Annotated in this window: 19 protein-coding genes; 12 read left to right on the top strand and 7 right to left on the bottom strand. The window is 63.9% G+C overall.

From position 1 onward, the window contains the following. Nucleotides 1–147: 147 nt before the first annotated feature. On the bottom strand, nucleotides 148–792 hold the full coding sequence (locus QA643_RS35255) for a glutathione binding-like protein (protein WP_283030250.1): 645 nt from the start codon (nucleotides 790–792) through the stop codon (nucleotides 148–150). Between the two features lie 108 nt (nucleotides 793–900). On the opposite strand from QA643_RS35255, the gene QA643_RS35250 reads away from it, so the two are divergent. Further along, complete coding sequence (locus QA643_RS35250; protein WP_283030249.1) at nucleotides 901–1569, top strand: TetR/AcrR family transcriptional regulator; 669 nt, start codon at nucleotides 901–903, stop codon at nucleotides 1567–1569. A 159-nt stretch (nucleotides 1570–1728) separates the two neighbouring features. Here the strand turns inward: QA643_RS35250 and QA643_RS35245 are convergent, their stop codons facing one another. Then, nucleotides 1729–3726 (bottom strand): methyl-accepting chemotaxis protein, encoded by a 1998-nt coding sequence (locus QA643_RS35245; protein ID WP_283030247.1) that lies wholly within the window; start codon nucleotides 3724–3726, stop codon nucleotides 1729–1731. A gap of 239 nt (nucleotides 3727–3965) precedes the next feature. After that, on the bottom strand, nucleotides 3966–4931 hold the full coding sequence (locus QA643_RS35240; RefSeq protein ID WP_283030245.1) for a glyoxylate/hydroxypyruvate reductase A: 966 nt from the start codon (nucleotides 4929–4931) through the stop codon (nucleotides 3966–3968). Between the two features lie 99 nt (nucleotides 4932–5030). Between QA643_RS35240 and QA643_RS35235 the strand changes: the two genes are divergently transcribed. The 6 genes from QA643_RS35235 (at nucleotide 5031) to QA643_RS35210 (ending at nucleotide 8734) form a co-directional block, all read left to right on the top strand. Further along, on the top strand, nucleotides 5031–5183 hold the full coding sequence (locus tag QA643_RS35235) for a hypothetical protein (RefSeq protein ID WP_283030243.1): 153 nt from the start codon (nucleotides 5031–5033) through the stop codon (nucleotides 5181–5183). A gap of 89 nt (nucleotides 5184–5272) precedes the next feature. Beyond that, nucleotides 5273–5641: a YciI family protein gene (locus QA643_RS35230; RefSeq protein WP_283030241.1), complete on the top strand. Its 369-nt coding sequence runs from the start codon at nucleotides 5273–5275 to the stop codon at nucleotides 5639–5641. Beyond that, nucleotides 5638–6909 (top strand): RNA polymerase sigma factor, encoded by a 1272-nt coding sequence (locus QA643_RS35225; protein WP_283030240.1) that lies wholly within the window; start codon nucleotides 5638–5640, stop codon nucleotides 6907–6909. Before QA643_RS35230 ends, QA643_RS35225 begins: the two co-directional genes overlap by 4 nt. A 275-nt stretch (nucleotides 6910–7184) precedes the next feature. After that, nucleotides 7185–7613 (top strand): DoxX family protein, encoded by a 429-nt coding sequence (locus QA643_RS35220; RefSeq protein ID WP_283030238.1) that lies wholly within the window; start codon nucleotides 7185–7187, stop codon nucleotides 7611–7613. Nucleotides 7614–7631: 18 nt separating this feature from the next. Beyond that, entirely contained in the window at nucleotides 7632–8165 is a 534-nt protein-coding gene (locus tag QA643_RS35215; protein WP_283030237.1) for an SRPBCC family protein, read from the top strand. A gap of 155 nt (nucleotides 8166–8320) precedes the next feature. Beyond that, nucleotides 8321–8734 carry a VOC family protein gene (locus QA643_RS35210; RefSeq protein ID WP_283030236.1) on the top strand — a complete coding sequence of 138 codons (414 nt, stop codon included), beginning with the start codon at nucleotides 8321–8323 and terminating at the stop codon, nucleotides 8732–8734. A 103-nt stretch (nucleotides 8735–8837) separates the two neighbouring features. On the opposite strand, the gene QA643_RS35205 is transcribed toward QA643_RS35210, so the two are convergent. The 4 genes from QA643_RS35205 to QA643_RS35190 form a co-directional block, all read right to left on the bottom strand. Beyond that, nucleotides 8838–9275 (bottom strand): hypothetical protein, encoded by a 438-nt coding sequence (locus QA643_RS35205; protein ID WP_283030234.1) that lies wholly within the window; start codon nucleotides 9273–9275, stop codon nucleotides 8838–8840. Between the two features lie 406 nt (nucleotides 9276–9681). Beyond that, complete coding sequence (locus tag QA643_RS35200) at nucleotides 9682–10467, bottom strand: SDR family oxidoreductase (protein WP_283030233.1); 786 nt, start codon at nucleotides 10465–10467, stop codon at nucleotides 9682–9684. Between the two features lie 171 nt (nucleotides 10468–10638). Further along, nucleotides 10639–12315 (bottom strand): PAS domain-containing methyl-accepting chemotaxis protein, encoded by a 1677-nt coding sequence (locus QA643_RS35195; RefSeq protein ID WP_283030232.1) that lies wholly within the window; start codon nucleotides 12313–12315, stop codon nucleotides 10639–10641. A 187-nt stretch (nucleotides 12316–12502) separates the two neighbouring features. Then, nucleotides 12503–13015 (bottom strand): helix-turn-helix domain-containing protein, encoded by a 513-nt coding sequence (locus QA643_RS35190; protein WP_283030231.1) that lies wholly within the window; start codon nucleotides 13013–13015, stop codon nucleotides 12503–12505. Nucleotides 13016–13128: 113 nt separating this feature from the next. Between QA643_RS35190 and QA643_RS35185 the strand changes: the two genes are divergently transcribed. The 5 genes from QA643_RS35185 to QA643_RS35165 all read left to right on the top strand — a co-directional run bounded on the left by QA643_RS35185 (nucleotide 13129) and on the right by QA643_RS35165 (nucleotide 15936). Beyond that, nucleotides 13129–13677 carry a dihydrofolate reductase family protein gene (locus QA643_RS35185; protein ID WP_283030230.1) on the top strand — a complete coding sequence of 183 codons (549 nt, stop codon included), beginning with the start codon at nucleotides 13129–13131 and terminating at the stop codon, nucleotides 13675–13677. A 65-nt stretch (nucleotides 13678–13742) separates the two neighbouring features. Further along, on the top strand, nucleotides 13743–14396 hold the full coding sequence (locus QA643_RS35180) for a glutathione S-transferase family protein (protein ID WP_283030229.1): 654 nt from the start codon (nucleotides 13743–13745) through the stop codon (nucleotides 14394–14396). Nucleotides 14397–14428: 32 nt separating this feature from the next. Next, the gene (locus QA643_RS35175; RefSeq protein ID WP_283030228.1) at nucleotides 14429–14797 is read left to right on the top strand and encodes a nuclear transport factor 2 family protein; all 369 of its coding nucleotides are present in this window, start codon (nucleotides 14429–14431) and stop codon (nucleotides 14795–14797) included. Nucleotides 14798–14949: 152 nt separating this feature from the next. Beyond that, a complete protein-coding gene (locus QA643_RS35170; protein ID WP_283035037.1) occupies nucleotides 14950–15363 on the top strand; it encodes a YciI family protein in 414 nt (137 codons plus the stop codon). Nucleotides 15364–15510: 147 nt separating this feature from the next. Then, nucleotides 15511–15936 carry a YciI family protein gene (locus QA643_RS35165; protein ID WP_283030227.1) on the top strand — a complete coding sequence of 142 codons (426 nt, stop codon included), beginning with the start codon at nucleotides 15511–15513 and terminating at the stop codon, nucleotides 15934–15936. Nucleotides 15937–16014: the final 78 nt, after the last annotated feature.

The following is a 16014-nucleotide window of genomic DNA, read 5'->3' as shown; positions in this document are numbered from 1 at the left end:
CGTCGTCCCGGACAAGCGAAGCGCAGATCCGGGACCCATAACCACGGCTTTCCGTTGTCGAGCGCATTGGCTGCATCCCTAACAACTTCAGCCGCGGAGTATGGGTCCCGGCTTTCGCCGGGACGACGCGCTGAGAGACTATGGCCCTTACGCCGCCGCCTTGTGCCGCGCCTGCTCGGCCTTGTAGAGCTCGAACTCTTCCGCGACCGCCTTTGCAACACTCGGGCGGGCGCGCAGCCGCTCGTAATAGGCCTTCACAACAGGCCATTTCGCGAGCTCGATCGGTGGCGTTGCCATCGTCCAGTTGACGATGGTGACGAGGTAGGCATCGGCGACGCTGAAATGGTCGAGCAGGAACTCGCGGCCCTTGAGGTAGTTCTCGAGATAGTCGAGCCGTGAGATGTTCTTGCTCAGCGCATAGGTTTTCGCATCCTGCGGCGCGGTCTTGTCGAGCAGCGGCACGAACAGCGCCTTGTGCAGCTCGGTGCCGATGAAGCAGAGCCACTGATGCAGGCGGCTGCGCTCCTCAGGCGAATTGGCCGAGATGCCGGCCTTCGGAAAACGGTCGGCGACATATTGCAGGATCGCCGCGTTCTCGGTCAGCACCGTGCCGTCATCGGTGCGCAGCGCCGGCACCAACCCAAGCGGGTTGACAGTGCGGAAGTCCGAGCCGTCCTTCTGCACGACCTTGGTCTTGGGATCGACCTCGAGATAGTTGGCCGCGGCGCCGGCTTCGTACAGCGCGATCCGGGTCGCGAGCGAGCAGGCGAGCGGCGAGAAATAGAGATCCATGGTTAGCCTCCTTGGCGGTTGATCGACCGGGCGGCGCGCAGGGGCGGGCGCGGTTGATTTTTATACCGTCTCGCATAATATACATCAGGTCAAGGAATTTTTTGCGAAATGGTACAAAAAAGTAAGAAGCCGCCTGTCCCAAGAACCCCGGTTCCGAGGATCGATGACCCGACGCCGCCCAAGCGCCGCGGCCGGCCGCGCGCCTATGAGCCCGATGTCGCGCTCGGCAAGGCGCTCGACCTGTTCCGGCGCGACGGATTTGCCGCGACCTCGCTCGACGATCTCTCGGCGGCGACCGGCATGAACCGGCCGAGCCTGTATGGCGCGTTCGGCGACAAGCGCGAACTGTTCATCAAGAGCTACCGCCGCTATCGCGACGACGCGCGCACCGCGATGGGCGACATTTTCAGGCACGAGATGCCGATTCGAAAGCGGCTGGAGCGCATCTATGCGGTGGCGCTTGATATCTACCTCTCCGGCGAATCCGGCCCGCGCGGCTGCTTCACGGTGATGACCGCCGCGTCCGAGGCGGTGCATGACCCCGATATCCGCGCCATGGTGCTGGAAGGTTTTGTCGACCTCGACAAGGCCTTCGCCGCCTGCTTCCGCCGCGCCCAGGAGAAGGGAGAACTAGCCGCGAGCGCGGATCCGACCGTGCTCGCGCAGCTCGCCTCCGCTACCATCCACACCATCGCCATCCGCGCCCGCGCCCGCACGCCGCGCAAGGAGCTGGAAGCGATCGTCAATGGGGCGATCGATGTGATGCTGCGCGCCTAGCTCGGCCGTCGTCCCGGCCTTGAGCCGGGACCCATACCGAGTGATCACCTTGTTTGGCAAAGTGGCGGACACGTTCCGCCGCAATGATGGCCGGTGATTATAGGTCCCGGCGTTCGCCGGGACGACGATAGAGATCTATCGTATCCGCCGGCGTGCCGCTCACGCCGCTCTGATGTGAGCAAGGAAGCGATCGACCTCGCTGCGCAGCGTGCGCGATTGCTCGGCAAGTTCGGCGGCCGATGACAGCACTTCCCTGGCGGCGTCGCCGGTGGAGCCGATGCCGGTCGTTACGCCGGAAATATTGCGCGAGACCTCGCCGGTCCGCGCCGCGGCCTGCTGCACGTTGCGGGCGATTTCCTCGGTCGCCGAGCCCTGCTGGCCGACGGCGGCGGCGATCGCCGCCGAAATCTCGTCGACTTCCCTGATCGTGGTGCAGATCGACTGGATGCCCTCGACCGCGGCCGAGGTTTCGCTCTGCACCGCCGTGATCTGCGCGCGGATCTCGTCGGTCGCTTTCGCCGTCTGCGTCGCCAGCGTCTTCACCTCGCTGGCAACGACGGCAAAGCCGCGGCCGGATTCGCCGGCGCGCGCGGCTTCGATCGTGGCGTTGAGTGCGAGCAGGTTGGTCTGGCTGGCGATCTGGTTGATCAGCGACACCACCTCGCCGATCTTCGCCGCGGCCGCCGCAAGGCTTTGCACGCGGTCGTTCGATTGCTGGCCGTCGCTGGCGGCCTTGCCGACGACGGTGGAGGCATGCGTCAGCCGCCGGCCGATCTCGCCCATCGACGACGACAGCTCCTCGGCCGCCGCGGCAACGGTCTGGACATTGTCGGAAGCCTGCGCGGAGGCGGTCGAAACCATCAGCGTCTGCTGCCGCGATTGCTCGACGGTTGCCGACATCGACTGCGCGGTGGCCTGCATTTCGGTGGCCGCCGCCGAGACGCGCTCGACCACGCCACGCACGCTGGCTTCAAAGCTGTCGGCCAGCGCTGCGAAGGCATGGCGCTTCTCCTGCTCGGATTGCGCCTTGGCCTCCGCCTGATCCGTCTGCATCCGTTGCATGCGGACGGCGTTGTCCTTGAACACCGCGACCGCCCGCGCCATCTCGCCGACCTCGTCCTGGCGCTGATGGGCGGGCAGCTCGATTTCCAGCTTGCCATGCGCGAGATCGCGCATTGCCGCGGTGATCGAGAGGATCGGGCGCGAGATGCTGCGGGCAATCAACAATCCCGCGGCCGCGGCGATCGAGATGCCGAACAGCGCCATGCTGATGGCGAGCTGCCGGGCGCGATCGAGCGAGGCGACATACTCGCTATTGTCCATCACGATCTCGACGGCGCCGATGGCGTTGCCGGAGAAATCCTTGATCGGGCCGAGCAGGGCGGCGACCGGCGTGGTGCCGAGCTTGCCCTGGCGAATGATGAAGCCGCCGTCGCGGGCGCCGCGATAATCGGACGGATCGAAGAAGCTCTGGCCGCTCAGCGTGCCGCCGAACAGCTTGAAGTCGCTGTTGGCCGAAAGGTGGAACGCGACATCGACGCCGCGGGTGCGCTTGAATTCGTCGAAGAACGGCTGGCCGAAAGTCAGGCCGAACTCCACCGAGCCGAGATGCTTGCCGGCCTGCGCGACCGGAACGACGCCGCGGATGCCGAGCCCGGCGACGCCGCCTTCGAGGCCCAGGATCGGCTTGCGCTGCTGGTTGGCCGCGACCACGGTCTTGCGGAAGCTGGACAGGTCGTCGCCGAATTTTGGCGGCTGGTGAACGCGCAGATAGGAGATCGCCGGCGGCGTGTGAAACTGAAACTGGTCGACGCCGTAATCGGCTTTCATGGCGGCAAACCCGGCGCCGAACAGGCCCATCAGCGCATCGCGGTCGCCGCGCGCCATCGCCTCCTGCACCGCGGGGATGCTGGCGACCACAGCGCTCATCGCGGCGGCGCGGCGCGATTCCTGGCCGAGCCGTGACTGAAGCGCATCATAGTGGCTGCGCAGTTCGCGCTCGTCGGCGCGTTCGACGATGCCGGAGATGATCCACATGGCGCCGAGCAGCACGAACACCGCCGTGCCTGCCGAGGCAAGGGCGAGGGCGGCGGTGATCCGCGTCCTCAGTCCCAGATGGAAGCGTCGGGAAAAAGCGTTTGGTGCGGTGCTGGCCATTCCGCAGAAATACTGGAACGTTACTAATTTTGGATGAATGGAACCGGCGGTGCAACCTCGGCGGCTGGGTGGCGGGCGCAGGGGCACTCTGCAGCCTCCGTCATTGCTCTCGATGTTGCGAGGAGCGTAGCGACGAAGCAATCCATCTACCCCCAAGTGGAGAGGTGGATTGCTTCGCGGAGCCTGTCATCGGGCGGCGCTTCGCGCCGGCCCGTTGGCTCGCAACGACGACGGTGGGACTAATACCCCCGCCCGCGGTCCACCACGTTTTCCAGCGCGCCGCCGGCCTCGAAGCGCTCGATCTGCTCGGCGACATATTTCGAGATCTCGTCGGGATCGGTGTCGGCCGCATTGTGCGGGGTCAGCACCACCTTTGGGTGGGTCCAGAACGGGCTGTCCAATGGCAGCGGCTCGGTGGCGTAGACGTCGAGCGAGGCGCCGCCGAGCGTGCCGTCGTCGAGGCATTGCAGGATGTCGGCCTCGTTCTGCAGGCCGCCGCGCCCGGCATTGATCAGGACCGGCGCGCCGAGCGGGCTGGTGCGATTCAGTTTCTCGAACAGCGGCCTGTTCAGCACGTGCCGGGTCTCGGGTGTCAGCGGCAGCAGGCAGACCAGGATGTCGGTCCGCCGCAGGAATGCATCGATCTCTGCCTCACCGTGAAAGCATTCGATGTCCGGAATCTTTTTCGGGCTTCGGCTCCAGCCAGCGACGCGAAAGCCGAGGCCCCTGAGCGCGTCGGCGGCATCGGCTCCGAGCGTGCCGAGCCCCATGATGCCGACGCTGACCGCGCTAGCCGCCCATTGCGATTTCGGCGCCCAGCGCTTTTCGCGCTGCGACTGCCGCAGATAAGGCTCCTGCCGGTGGTGCATTAGCACATGCAGCACGACGTATTCGGTCATGCGCGCGGTGAGATCACCGATCGCGACGCGCACCAGCGGCACGTCGGGGAGGGTACGGTCCGCCATCAGCGCATCGACACCGGCACCAAGGTTGAAGATCACGCGCAGGTTCGGGAAACCGGCCAGCTCGCCCGGCTGCGGCTTCCACACTGCCGCATAGTGCACCGCCGCCGGATCGGATTTGGCACCGGCGAATGGCAACACGGGGCGGCCCTCGCAGACCTCGTCGAACCGATCCTTCCAGCGCTGCGGCGACCAGTTGTCCGTTCCGCCATGCACCAGCAGCGCAAGCGCACCCTTCGTCATTTGCTACTTCCTGTCGTGACTCGAAGACGGCGTGATCCGCCTCACATCGGGGATTTCGCTGTTTCTCTAGCCTCCTTTGGTCCAACAAGGGAGACCCTCATGCGCAGATCGACGCTGCGACCGCGCCGGGCGCGCTGGATACAGCGCATGAAGGCCGTCCTTCTGATTCTCTCGGTGTGCGTCCTTTGTTCCAAAGCCATCGTCCACACCTACCGGCACTTCAATCCGACGCCGCCGATCATCGGCCCCTGACCTGCGGAACAATCAAAATTTCTTCGACGCCCCTGTCGGCAGCGGGCATAATCGTTCGTCATCATAACGAACGGAGATGCCAAGCTGCCATGCTTTACGCCATTCTTTGCTATCACGACGAAGACTTCGTCGGCTCCTGGACCAAGGAGCAGGACGCCGCGGTCATGAAGAAGCTGGCCGTCGTCCAGGACAAGCTCGCCAAGCAGGGCCGGCTCGGCCCGGTCGCGCGGCTGTTGCCGACAACGGCGGCGACTACGCTGCGCAAGGAAAACCCGCCGCTGGTGCTGGACGGACCCTATGCCGAAACCAAGGAGCAGTTGCTCGGCTTCTACCTCGTCGACTGCAAGGATCTCGACGAGGCGCTCGAAGTTGCCCGCGATCTCGGTGCGGCCAATCCCGGCGGCGCCTATGAGATCCGTCCCGTTGGCCAGTTTGCACCGGGGAGCGCGCAGCCATGACCGATACCGCCTGGATCGATGCCGCGCTGACCTCGGCTCGCCCCCAGGCGGTCGGCGCATTGCTGCGCTATTTCCGCGATCTCGATACCGCCGAGGAAGCGTTTCAGAACGCCTGCCTGCGGGCGCTGAAGAGCTGGCCGCAGAACGGCCCGCCGCGCGATCCCGCGGCGTGGCTGATCATGGTCGGGCGCAATGTCGCGATCGACGACATCAGGCGCAGCAAGAAGCAGGAGGCGCTGCCCGACGACGAGGCGATCTCCGACCTCGACGACGCCGAGGAGCAACTCGCCGAGCGGCTCGACGGCTCGCACTACCGGGATGACATCCTGCGCCTGCTGTTCATCTGCTGCCATCCAGACCTGCCGGCGACGCAGCAGATCGCGCTGGCGCTGCGCATTGTCTCGGGACTGTCGGTCAAGCAGATCGCGCGCGCCTTCCTGGTCTCGGAAGCCGCGATGGAGCAGCGCATCACGCGGGCGAAGGCGCGCGTTGCCGACGCCGACGTGCCGTTCGAGACGCCGGGCGCGGTGGAGCGCGCCGAGCGCCTTGCTTCCGTCGCCGCCATGATCTACCTGATCTTCAACGAGGGTTATTCGGCGAGCGGCGACACTGCTGCGATCCGCAGCCCGCTATGCGAGGAGGCCATTCGCCTGGCGCGGCTGTTGCTGCGGCTGTTCCAGGGCGAGCCCGAGATCATGGGGCTGACCGCGCTGTTGCTGTTGCAGCATGCGCGGGCCGACGCGCGGTTCGACGCCGACGGCGCGGTGATCCTGCTCGACGACCAGGACCGTTCGAAATGGAATAAGGCGCTGATCGCCGAGGGGCTGGCGCTGATCGACAAGGCGATGCGCCACCGCCGCAGCGGGCCCTACCAAGTGCAGGCCGCGATATCGGCGCTGCATGCCCGCGCCGAAAAGCCCGAAGATACCGATTGGACCCAGATCGACCTGCTCTATGGCGCGCTCGAAATCATGCAGCCGTCGCCGGTGGTGACGCTGAACCGCGCGGTCGCGGTGTCAAAAGTGAAGGGCCCGCAGGCCGCCCTCGACATGATCGAGCCGCTGGCGCCGCGGCTGTCGAACTATTTTCATTTCTTCGGCGTGCGCGGCGCCTTCCTGATGCAGCTCGGCCGCAACGAGGAAGCCCGCACCGCCTTCGACCGCGCCATCGCGCTAGCCAACACCTCGGCGGAGGCCGCCCACATCCGCATGCACCTCGACCGCCTGCAGCGCGACAGCCAGCCCCGCGGCAAGACAGCGGGGAAGTAAGCTCTCTTATCCTCCTCTGGAGGGGAGGATCGGTTCGCATAAAATGCGAACCGAGGTGGGGTGACGGTCTTTCCGCATCCAACAGCGCCCGAGTGGAGAGATCACCCCACCCCGTTTCGCATTTCGCTGCGCTACATGCGAACCGACCCTCCCCCTCCAGGGCCCTCCAGGGGAGGGTGATGCGGGGTGCCGCGAAATCTTTCTCAATCCCTTGTCGGTTTCCTTATCCCCCGTTCGTCTTGAATCCGAACTCCACAAAACAACGGAGACCCATCATGACCGTCATCGCCGAGACCGTTCCGGCCTCCATGCCCGCGCGCTGGGTGGGCCGCATCCTCTCCGGCCTCGTCATCGTCTTCCTGATGATCGACGGCGCCATCAAGCTGGTGCCGTGGCCGGTCGTCACCGAAACCATGGACCGGATGGGCTATGGCTCTGATGATGCGTTGATGCGCGGCCTTGGCGCCATCACCATCGTCTGCACCGTGCTCTACGCGATCCCGCCGACCTCGATCCTCGGGGCGATCCTGCTCACCGGCTATCTCGGCGGCGCGATCGCCTCGCATGTGCGGATCGGCAGCCCCCTGTTCACGCATACCCTGTTCGGGCTTTACCTCGGCCTGATGCTGTGGGGCGGACTGTGGCTGCGCGACAGGAACTTGCGTGGCCTGATTCCGTTTCGCCGCCACCCGCGTCAACAGTGATCGCCATAGGAGACTGACATGTTCGACATTGTCGTCATCGCCATCATCCTGGCAATTGCCATCGCCGCCATCCTCATTCGCGCCGCTACCAGGCCGAACACGCTGCGCGTCGAGCGCGCGATCGACATCAATGCGCCGGCCGAGAAAATCTTTCCGCTGATCTCGGATTTTCACCAGTGGCTGAAATGGTCGCCTTACGAAGAGAAGGACCCGGCGATGAAGCGCAGCTATGGCGGCGCTGACAGCGGCAAGGGCGCCACCTATGCCTGGGACGGCGACAAGAATGTCGGTTCCGGCCGCATGGAAATTCTCGACGCCACGGCGCCGTCGAGGATTGTCATCAAGCTCGATTTCTTCAAGCCGTTCGAAGGCCACAACACCGCCGAGTTCACAATGCTGCCGCAGGGCGATGGCACCAATGTCACATGGGTGATGCATGGTCCGGCGAACTTCATGTCCAGGTTGATCCAGGTGTTCATCAATCTCGACAAGATGATCGGCCGGGATTTCGAAGCGGGTCTCGCCAAGCTGAAGACGATCACCGAGAAATGAGAGCCACGCTATCTTGTCCCGGACGCGCCGCAGCACGTAAGTGATGCGACGCAGAGCCGGGACCGAACCATGGACCCCGGAATGGCAGCGCACCGCTGACGCGCTGCGCCGCATCCGGGGAACGCAAAAGACACCACACAACCAAGGAGCCAGCGATGCAGGTCAATCCCTATTTGTTCTACAACGGCAATTGCGAGGAAGCGCTGAACTATTATCAGAAGGCGCTCGGCGCGCAGATCGAGGCCAAGATGCCCTATGGCGACGGGCCGGCCGACATGCCGGTGCCGGCGGATTGGAAGACCAAGATCATGCATGCCCGCATCACCATCGACGGCGAGGTGCTGATGGCATCCGATGCCACGCCGGGCGATTACAAGGCGCCGCAGGGCATTTCAGTTGCGCTCGCGGTCGAAGATCCTGCGGACGCCGAACGCCGCTTCAAGGCGCTCGCCGAAGGCGGCACGGTGCGGATGCCGTTCGGCCCGACCTTCTTCTCCAACGGCTTTGGCATGTGCGTCGACAAGTTCGGCATTCCCTGGATGGTGAATAGCCCGAAGGAAGGGATGTGACAGTGCTGTAGGGTGGGCAAAGGAGCGCAAGCGACGTGCCCACCATTTATCGCCGAGCGCGGCTCGCAACGGTGGGCACGCTGTCGCTTTGCCCACCCTACGACTACCTGCATCTCGGATAAATCGCCGAAAGCTCTCGCCCGCGCAGCAGTAACAGCCGCGACGTCAATCCGCCGCGCCGGGCGATCCAATCCCGCACCGGCGCCGGATAGGCTTCCTGCACGGCATGCGAGGCTTCCGGCTCGGCGTAGATCCGGCCGCGGCGGTCGATCGAGCGCGCGGCGTGAAATCCCAGCACCGCCCGGCGTGTCACGCAGATCCGATCCTCCGGAATCGTCATCAGCACCAGCGTGCAGGCCGACAGGCAGGGCCCGTCGATCACCACCCGCTCGCCGGATTGGCGCACGCGATCGAACAGTTCGAGAAACGGCCCGACCTGGCCGCCCGGGCTCGCCAGAATGCGGATTTCCGCCCGCGCGGGGAGAATCGCCGCAAACAGCGCGGCGGCGGCAACGACAACTTTGATGACCGCCATTCGCATGCGCGGCTCCTTCGTCAGCACGGCCCTATCGGCCAGTTACGCTGAGATATGTGGCAAGGTTTCGTCAAGTGCCGTGCGCCACAGACACCGGCCTCGGTGTGCGAGAATAGCGCGCAGCCGTTCGTAATCCCGCAGACCTGTCATGAGAATGTTTGGAGCCTGCTCCGGAACGAACCGTGGGGCAGCTCGTTGAGCAGGATGGATCAGCTATTCCTCAGCACTATCTGCGCGGGCGTTTTGCTGCTCGTGACCGCGTTCGCACTGGCAACGCCGAGCATGAACCCGGATGTTCCGCCGGAGAAAACCGTGCTGCTCCGTATTGCGGCGCGATAGCCTCCCCCTTTTCGTCAGCAGGGGAAGGTGGCAGCCGGCCCGTTCCGCACGATTCGCAGCATAGTCAGCGTGCTTATCCATTCCGCCGCTGGCCGCGCAGCGTCGGTAGGCCGATGCCGGCGGCATCGAAGCCACCGTCGACGGCCAAAATCTGTCCGGTGATGTAGCTCGAGCGCTCGCTGCACAGGAAGAAGATCGCTTCGGCCAGTTCCTCCTCGAGGCCGTAGCGGTTGAGCGGAATGGCGTCGTGATAGTCGGCGCGGATCTCCGGCGTGTGGACCTGCTTGGCCATCGCGGTTTCGACCGGGCCGGGCGCCACCGCATTGACGCGGATGCCGAACGAAGCGAGTTCCACCGCGAGCTGCTTGGTAAGATGCGCGAGCCCGGCTTTGCTGGTGCCATAGGCCGAGCGCAGCGTCGAGGCGCGCACCGCCGAGATCGAGGTGATGTTGACGATTGCGCCGCCCTGTTCGCGCAATAGCGGCGCCGCCGCTTTCGTGCAGATGAAGGGACCAGAGAGATTGACCGCCAGGATGCGGCCCCAGTCCTGATCGGATGTCTCAAGCAGCGGCGCGAACACCGCGATGCCGGCATTGTTGACCAGCGCGTCGAGCCGGCCGAAGCGCGCGTTCAGCGCGCCGATCGCGTTCGCCACTGCGCCTGCGTCAGAGACGTCGCAATGCAGCGCCAGCGTGTTGTCGGGATCGGCAAGGCCGGCAACCGCGCCGTTCAGCAATTCGCCCTCGATGTCGAGCAGCGCCACCTTCCAGCCCTCGGCGAGAAAGCGTCTGGCCGTCGCAAGCCCGATGCCGCGCGCAGCGCCGGTGACGAGAGCAACTTTTTGAGGAGAGGAGGGCATCGGCTAAGTCCGTTGGCGAGAGGAAGGATTTCCCGCTTCTAATAACCCATGCCTAGAAGCGTGTCGCGGCGGCAGCGATGCAGAATTCGGCCCTCCATGGCGCCCAATATGCAAAATCCGGTACGGGCGGTTGTCCCGTACCGGATCAAGCCGATCGACGATGTCGTATCGCTAGCGCTGCGCGATCGCCTTGGCTTCGGCGGCGGCGCGCTGCATGTTGGAGGACATCTCGGAGGTCACCGTGCTCTGTTCCTCGACGGCCGCCGCGGTCGCCGTGACGTATTCGCTGACGCCCTGGATCGCCTGCTTGATGCTGTTGAGCGCGCCGACGACGTCGCCGGAGATGCCGTTGAGATTGCCGATTTCCTGGCCGATCTTGTCGGTCGCCTGCTTGGCCTGGGTGGCGAGGTTCTTGACCTCCGAAGCCACCACGGCAAAGCCACGGCCCGCTTCGCCGGCGCGCGCCGATTCGATCGTCGCATTCAGCGCCAGCAGGTTGATCTGGCCGGTGATATTGCCGATCAATTCGACGATGCCGCTCATCGCCTGCGCCGCCTCGTTCAGCCGTTGTGCCTGGGCGTCGGCCGCTTCCACCCGCGAGACGGCGGTGGAGGCGGTCTCGCGCGACTTGGTCATGGCTTCGGAGATTTCCCGCACCGAGGCGTTCAGTTCCTCCGCGCCGGCGGCGACCGATTCCATCATGCCGCGCACCCGCTCGTTGCCGAGGCGGACCAGCACCTGCGCCGTGGTGTCGGTGGCGTATTTCACCACCTTGAACGGCTTGCCGTTGAGGTCGAGGATCGGGTTGTAGGACGCCTGGATCCAGACCTCCTTGCCGTTCTTGCCGATCCGCTTGTATTCGGCGGCCTGGTATTCGCCGCGGTTCAGCGCTGCCCAGAATTCGCGATAGGCGGCGCTGTCGCGCTCGCCCTGTTCGACGAACATGCTGTGATGCTTGCCCTGGATCTCACCGAGCGAATAGCCGAGGGTCTTGAGGAAGTTCTGGTTGGCGCCGATGATGGTGCCGTCCATTTTGAATTCGATCACCGCCTGCGACTTGCCGATCGCGGCGATCTGGCCGGCGAGGTCAGCGGTCGAAAGCTTCTGGCTGGTGACGTCGGTGGCGAACTTCACCACGCGGAACGGCTTGCCCTTCTCGTCGAGCACCGGGTTGTAGGAGGCGAGGATCCAGACTTCGCGGCCGCCCTTGCCGATCCGCTTGTATTCGGCGGCCTGGGTTTCGCCGCGGTTCAGCTTGGCCCAGAACTCGCGATAGGCCGCGCCCTCGCGCTCGCTGGGCTCGACGAACATGCTGTGGTGCTTGCCCTTGATTTCGCCGAGCGTGTAGCCCATCGCCCTCAGGAAATTGTCGTTGGCGGTCACGATGGTGCCGTCCATCTCGAAGGCGATGACGGCCTGGGCGCGGCTGATCGCGGCGATCTGGCTCGCGTCCTCCATGCTCTTGATCTTTTTCGCAGTGACGTCGGTGGCGAACTTCACCACCTTGAACGGCTTGCCGCTGCCGTCGAGGATGGGGTTGTAGGTCGCCTGGATCCAGACTTCCTTGCCGCCTTTGCCGATGCGCTTGTATTCGGCGGCCTGGTACTCGCCACGCCTCAGCGCCGCCCAGAACTCGCGATACGCCGCGCCCTCGCGCTCGGACGGATCGACAAACGTGCTGTGGTGCTTGCCCCGGATTTCGCCGAGCGAGTAGCCGAGGGCTTTGAGGAAATTGTCATTGGCAGTGATGATGGTGCCGTCGAGATTGAACTCGATCACGGCCTGCGAGCGGCCGAGGGCCTCGGCAAGCGCCTTGTCAGCCGAGGAGTTCTTGAGCAATTGAAACACGGAAGGGCCTCATCCAAATGGCGGTAAAGAATGAGGCCGTCGACGATCCACCGAGCCTCACTGCTAGGATTTCACCGTGGAACGAAGCCAGAAAGATTACGTTAACGCTATTCTCCGTAATGTGACGGATAACATCGCCAGCCGGAGGCGATCTCCAGCATGCTGCGCTGAGTACGGCTCCGCAAGATTACGGCGTCCCACCTACTGCCGATTTCACGACGCTCTCATACGCCGCCTGCAAACGCTCGCCGACCGATGGACCGGGGCGCTTGCGCCGCTTGATGCCGAGATGGTTTTCGCGCAACTCATCCATGAACTCCGCCCATAGTTTCGGCCCGCCTTCGCTCAGCAGCCGTGCGCGAATGCCGAGTTCCTCGGTGACCGGCAGGTATTTGTAACCCCAGGCGGCCATCTGCGCGAGGACTGGCAATAGCTCGATGCCCTGCTCGGTCAGCGAATAGATTCCCTTCTGCTTGTGCGAGGGATCGTCCTCGCGGGTGATGATGCCCTCGTCGAGCAGGGTCTTCAGCCGGTCGGCAAGAATGTTGGAGGAGATTCCTTCCTCCGATTTCGTCAGCAGCTCGCGAAAGTGTCGCCGGTTGCCGAACATCATGTCGCGGATGATCAGAAGGCTCCATTTGTCGCCGAGCACCTCCAGCGAGAGATTGATCGGGCAGCCGGAACGCTGGGCGTCGGTCATGGGCGGTCTCCGGGCGCCGGCCGGCGCCTGCAAAAAAACTGCTTGCAATATTGCACCGGCTGACCCAAGATACAACCAGTTGCAAATCGCAATCAGTTTTGGAGGATGATCCGATGGCACGGTTGATCATGTGGAACCTGATGACGCTGGACGGCTTCGTCGAAGGCCCGAACCGCGACATTTCCTGGCATGAGGACGTCTGGGGCGAGGAGCTGGAGCAGCTCTCGATCCAGCAGTTGAATGCGGCCGGCGGACTGCTGTTCGGCCGCGTCACCTACGAATTGATGGCCGGCTACTGGCCGAACGCGACCGGCGAGGTCGCCGGTTTCATGAACGCGGCGCCCAAATATGTCTTCTCGCGCACGGTGAAGAAGTCGGACTGGAACAACACGCAGGTTTTCGGCGGCGACGTGGCAGAAACCGTTGCCCGACTGAAGCGCGACAGCGCCAAGGATATCTTTTTGTTCGGCAGCGCCGATCTCGCCGCCACGCTGATCCCGCACGGACTGATCGACGAATTCCGCATTGCCGTGAACCCGGTCATCCTTGGCGGTGGAACGCCGCTGTTCAAGCCGGGCGCGAAGGTCAGGCTCAAGCTGATCGACAGCCGGCCATTGTCGACCGGCATCGTGATCCTGCGCTACGCGCCGGCGGCGAAATAATCGATGGTCGAATGCCGGCGCGTCGTCTTGTCAGGAATTGTAAGGAGCTACCCAAGGAGTTGCCCATGTCGCTGACGCTGCATTTTCACCCGCTCGCCTCGTACTGCTGGAAGGTGCTGATCGCGCTTTATGAGAACGATGTCCCGTTCACGCCGAACTTGGTCGATCTCGGCAATGCGGCGGAGCGCGCCGCGCTGGTGAAGCTGTGGGGCATCGGCAAGTTTCCGGTGCTGCAGGACGATGGACGTGGCGAGATCGTTCCAGAATCCAGCATCATCATCGAATATCTCGACCGTCATTATGGCGGCCGCGCGCGGCTGATCCCCGGCGATGTCGATCAAGCATTGCGGACGCGGCTGCGCGACCGCTTCTATGATCTCTACGTGCATCTGCTGATGCAGAAGATCATGGTCGACCGGCTGCGGCCGGACGGAAAGCGCGATGCTTACGGCGTCGCCGAGGCGAGGGTGCAGCTCCGCACCTCCTACGCCATGATCGAGCAGCAGATGGCCGGCGGCCGCTGGGCGATGGGCGATGATTTCACGCTTGCCGACTGCGCCGCGGCGCCGGCGCTGTTCTACGGTAACATGGCGGAGCCGTTCGGTGACGGGCAACGGAACGTCGCCGCCTATCTGGAGCGGCTGAAGGCGCGGCCATCCGTTGCGCGCGTGCTGAAGGAGGCGGAGCCCTATTTCCAGATGGTGCCCAAAGAAGCCTGAAGACCAAGGAAGCCTGAAGAAAGAACACGTAAATGGCAGCAATCGACAAAGCGGATATTGTTCGCGCGATTTTCGAGGGCTATCTCACCGGCAACCGGCGGTTGGTCGAGGCGTCCTTCAGCGACGACTTTCGCTTTACGAGCCCCTATGACGACAACATCGACAAGGCGGCCTATTTCGAGCGGTGCTGGAAGGATAGCGACTGGATCGCGCGGCATGAACTGGAGAAGATCGTCGCCGACGGCGATGACGTTTTCGTGACCTATCACTGCGTAGCCAAGGACGGCAAAAGCTTCCGTAATACCGAATTCTTGGTCTTCGACGGTGACAAGGTCAGGCGCATCGACGTCTATTTTGGCGCGACGTATCAGAACGGCTTATTCGTCAGGCAGGCGGAGTAGCTGCTGTCTCCTGACGTCGCGGGCGTGAGGCGGCGCAATTATTCCAAAAATAATTCTCTCCGACATGTCGGCGGCGTAAAAACCCGCTCGTCTTGTTGACGAAGGCCGGCGCGACAGTCGCCGCACCAGCACGACGGAAATGGAGAATGACGATGCGATTCATGGTGATTGTGAAGGCCAGCAAGGATACGGAAGCCGGCGTCATGCCGAGCACGGAACTGCTGGCGGCGATGGGCAAGTTCAACGAGGAACTGGTCAAGGCCGGCGTGATGGAGGCGGGCGAGGGCCTGCATCCGACCTCGAAGGGCGCGCGGATCAGGTATGGCAGCGGCGAGGGCGTCACGCGCGGGCCTTTCGCGCTGAGCAAGGATATCGTTTGCGGATTCTGGCTTATCAACACCAAATCGTTGGACGAGGCGATCGCCTGGATGAAGCGCGCGCCGTTCGCCGATGGCGACGAGATCGAAATACGTCAGGTGTTCTCGGCGGAAGATTTTGGCGAAGCGCTCACCCCTGAACTGCGCGAGCAGGAAGAGCGCCTGCGCGCCCAGGCGGCAAAGAAATAGTTTTTGTCCCGTCATTCCGGGGCAGCCCGCAGGGCTGAACTATGGTGCGCAATTGCGCACCTGAGAATCCAGAAGTTGTAGCGCGAGATTCCGGGTTCATCGCTGCGCGATGCCCCGGAATGACGACCGAGCAAAGGACCCTCAACCATGCGCTTTATGATGCTGATGATCCCCCTAGGCTATGAGACCGCGCCGCCCGACGTTCAGCTCGACCCTGAACGGGTCAAGGCGATGATGGCCTATAACGAGGCGCTGAAGGATGCCGGCGTCCTGATCGCCCTCGACGGGCTGCATCCGCCCTCGATGGGCGCGCGCGTCTCCTTCGGTACCGGCAAGCCCATGGTCACCGATGGCCCGTTCACCGAAGCCAAGGAAGTGCTCGGCGGTTACTGGATGATCAACGTGAAGTCGCGCGAGGAGGCGATCGAATGGGCGAAGAAGTGCCCGGCCTCCGAAAACGAGATCATCGAGATCCGCCAAGTCCAGGAGATGGCGGATTTCTCGGAAGAAGTGCAGCAGGCCGCGAAAGGCTTTGAGGAACTGCAGAAGGGAAATGCTCACAAGGCGCGGTGAGGTGCTTCTGCTCCCTCGTTCTTGTGTCCCGGACGCGGTGCAGCCTAGCGATGCGCAGCATCGTCAGGCAACGCTGCG

The organism is Bradyrhizobium sp. CB3481, from assembly GCF_029714305.1.
GTDB lineage: Bacteria > Pseudomonadota > Alphaproteobacteria > Rhizobiales > Xanthobacteraceae > Bradyrhizobium.
The sequence above is the reverse complement of the archived record's forward strand: the minus strand, read 5'-3'. Positions and strand labels throughout refer to the sequence as shown.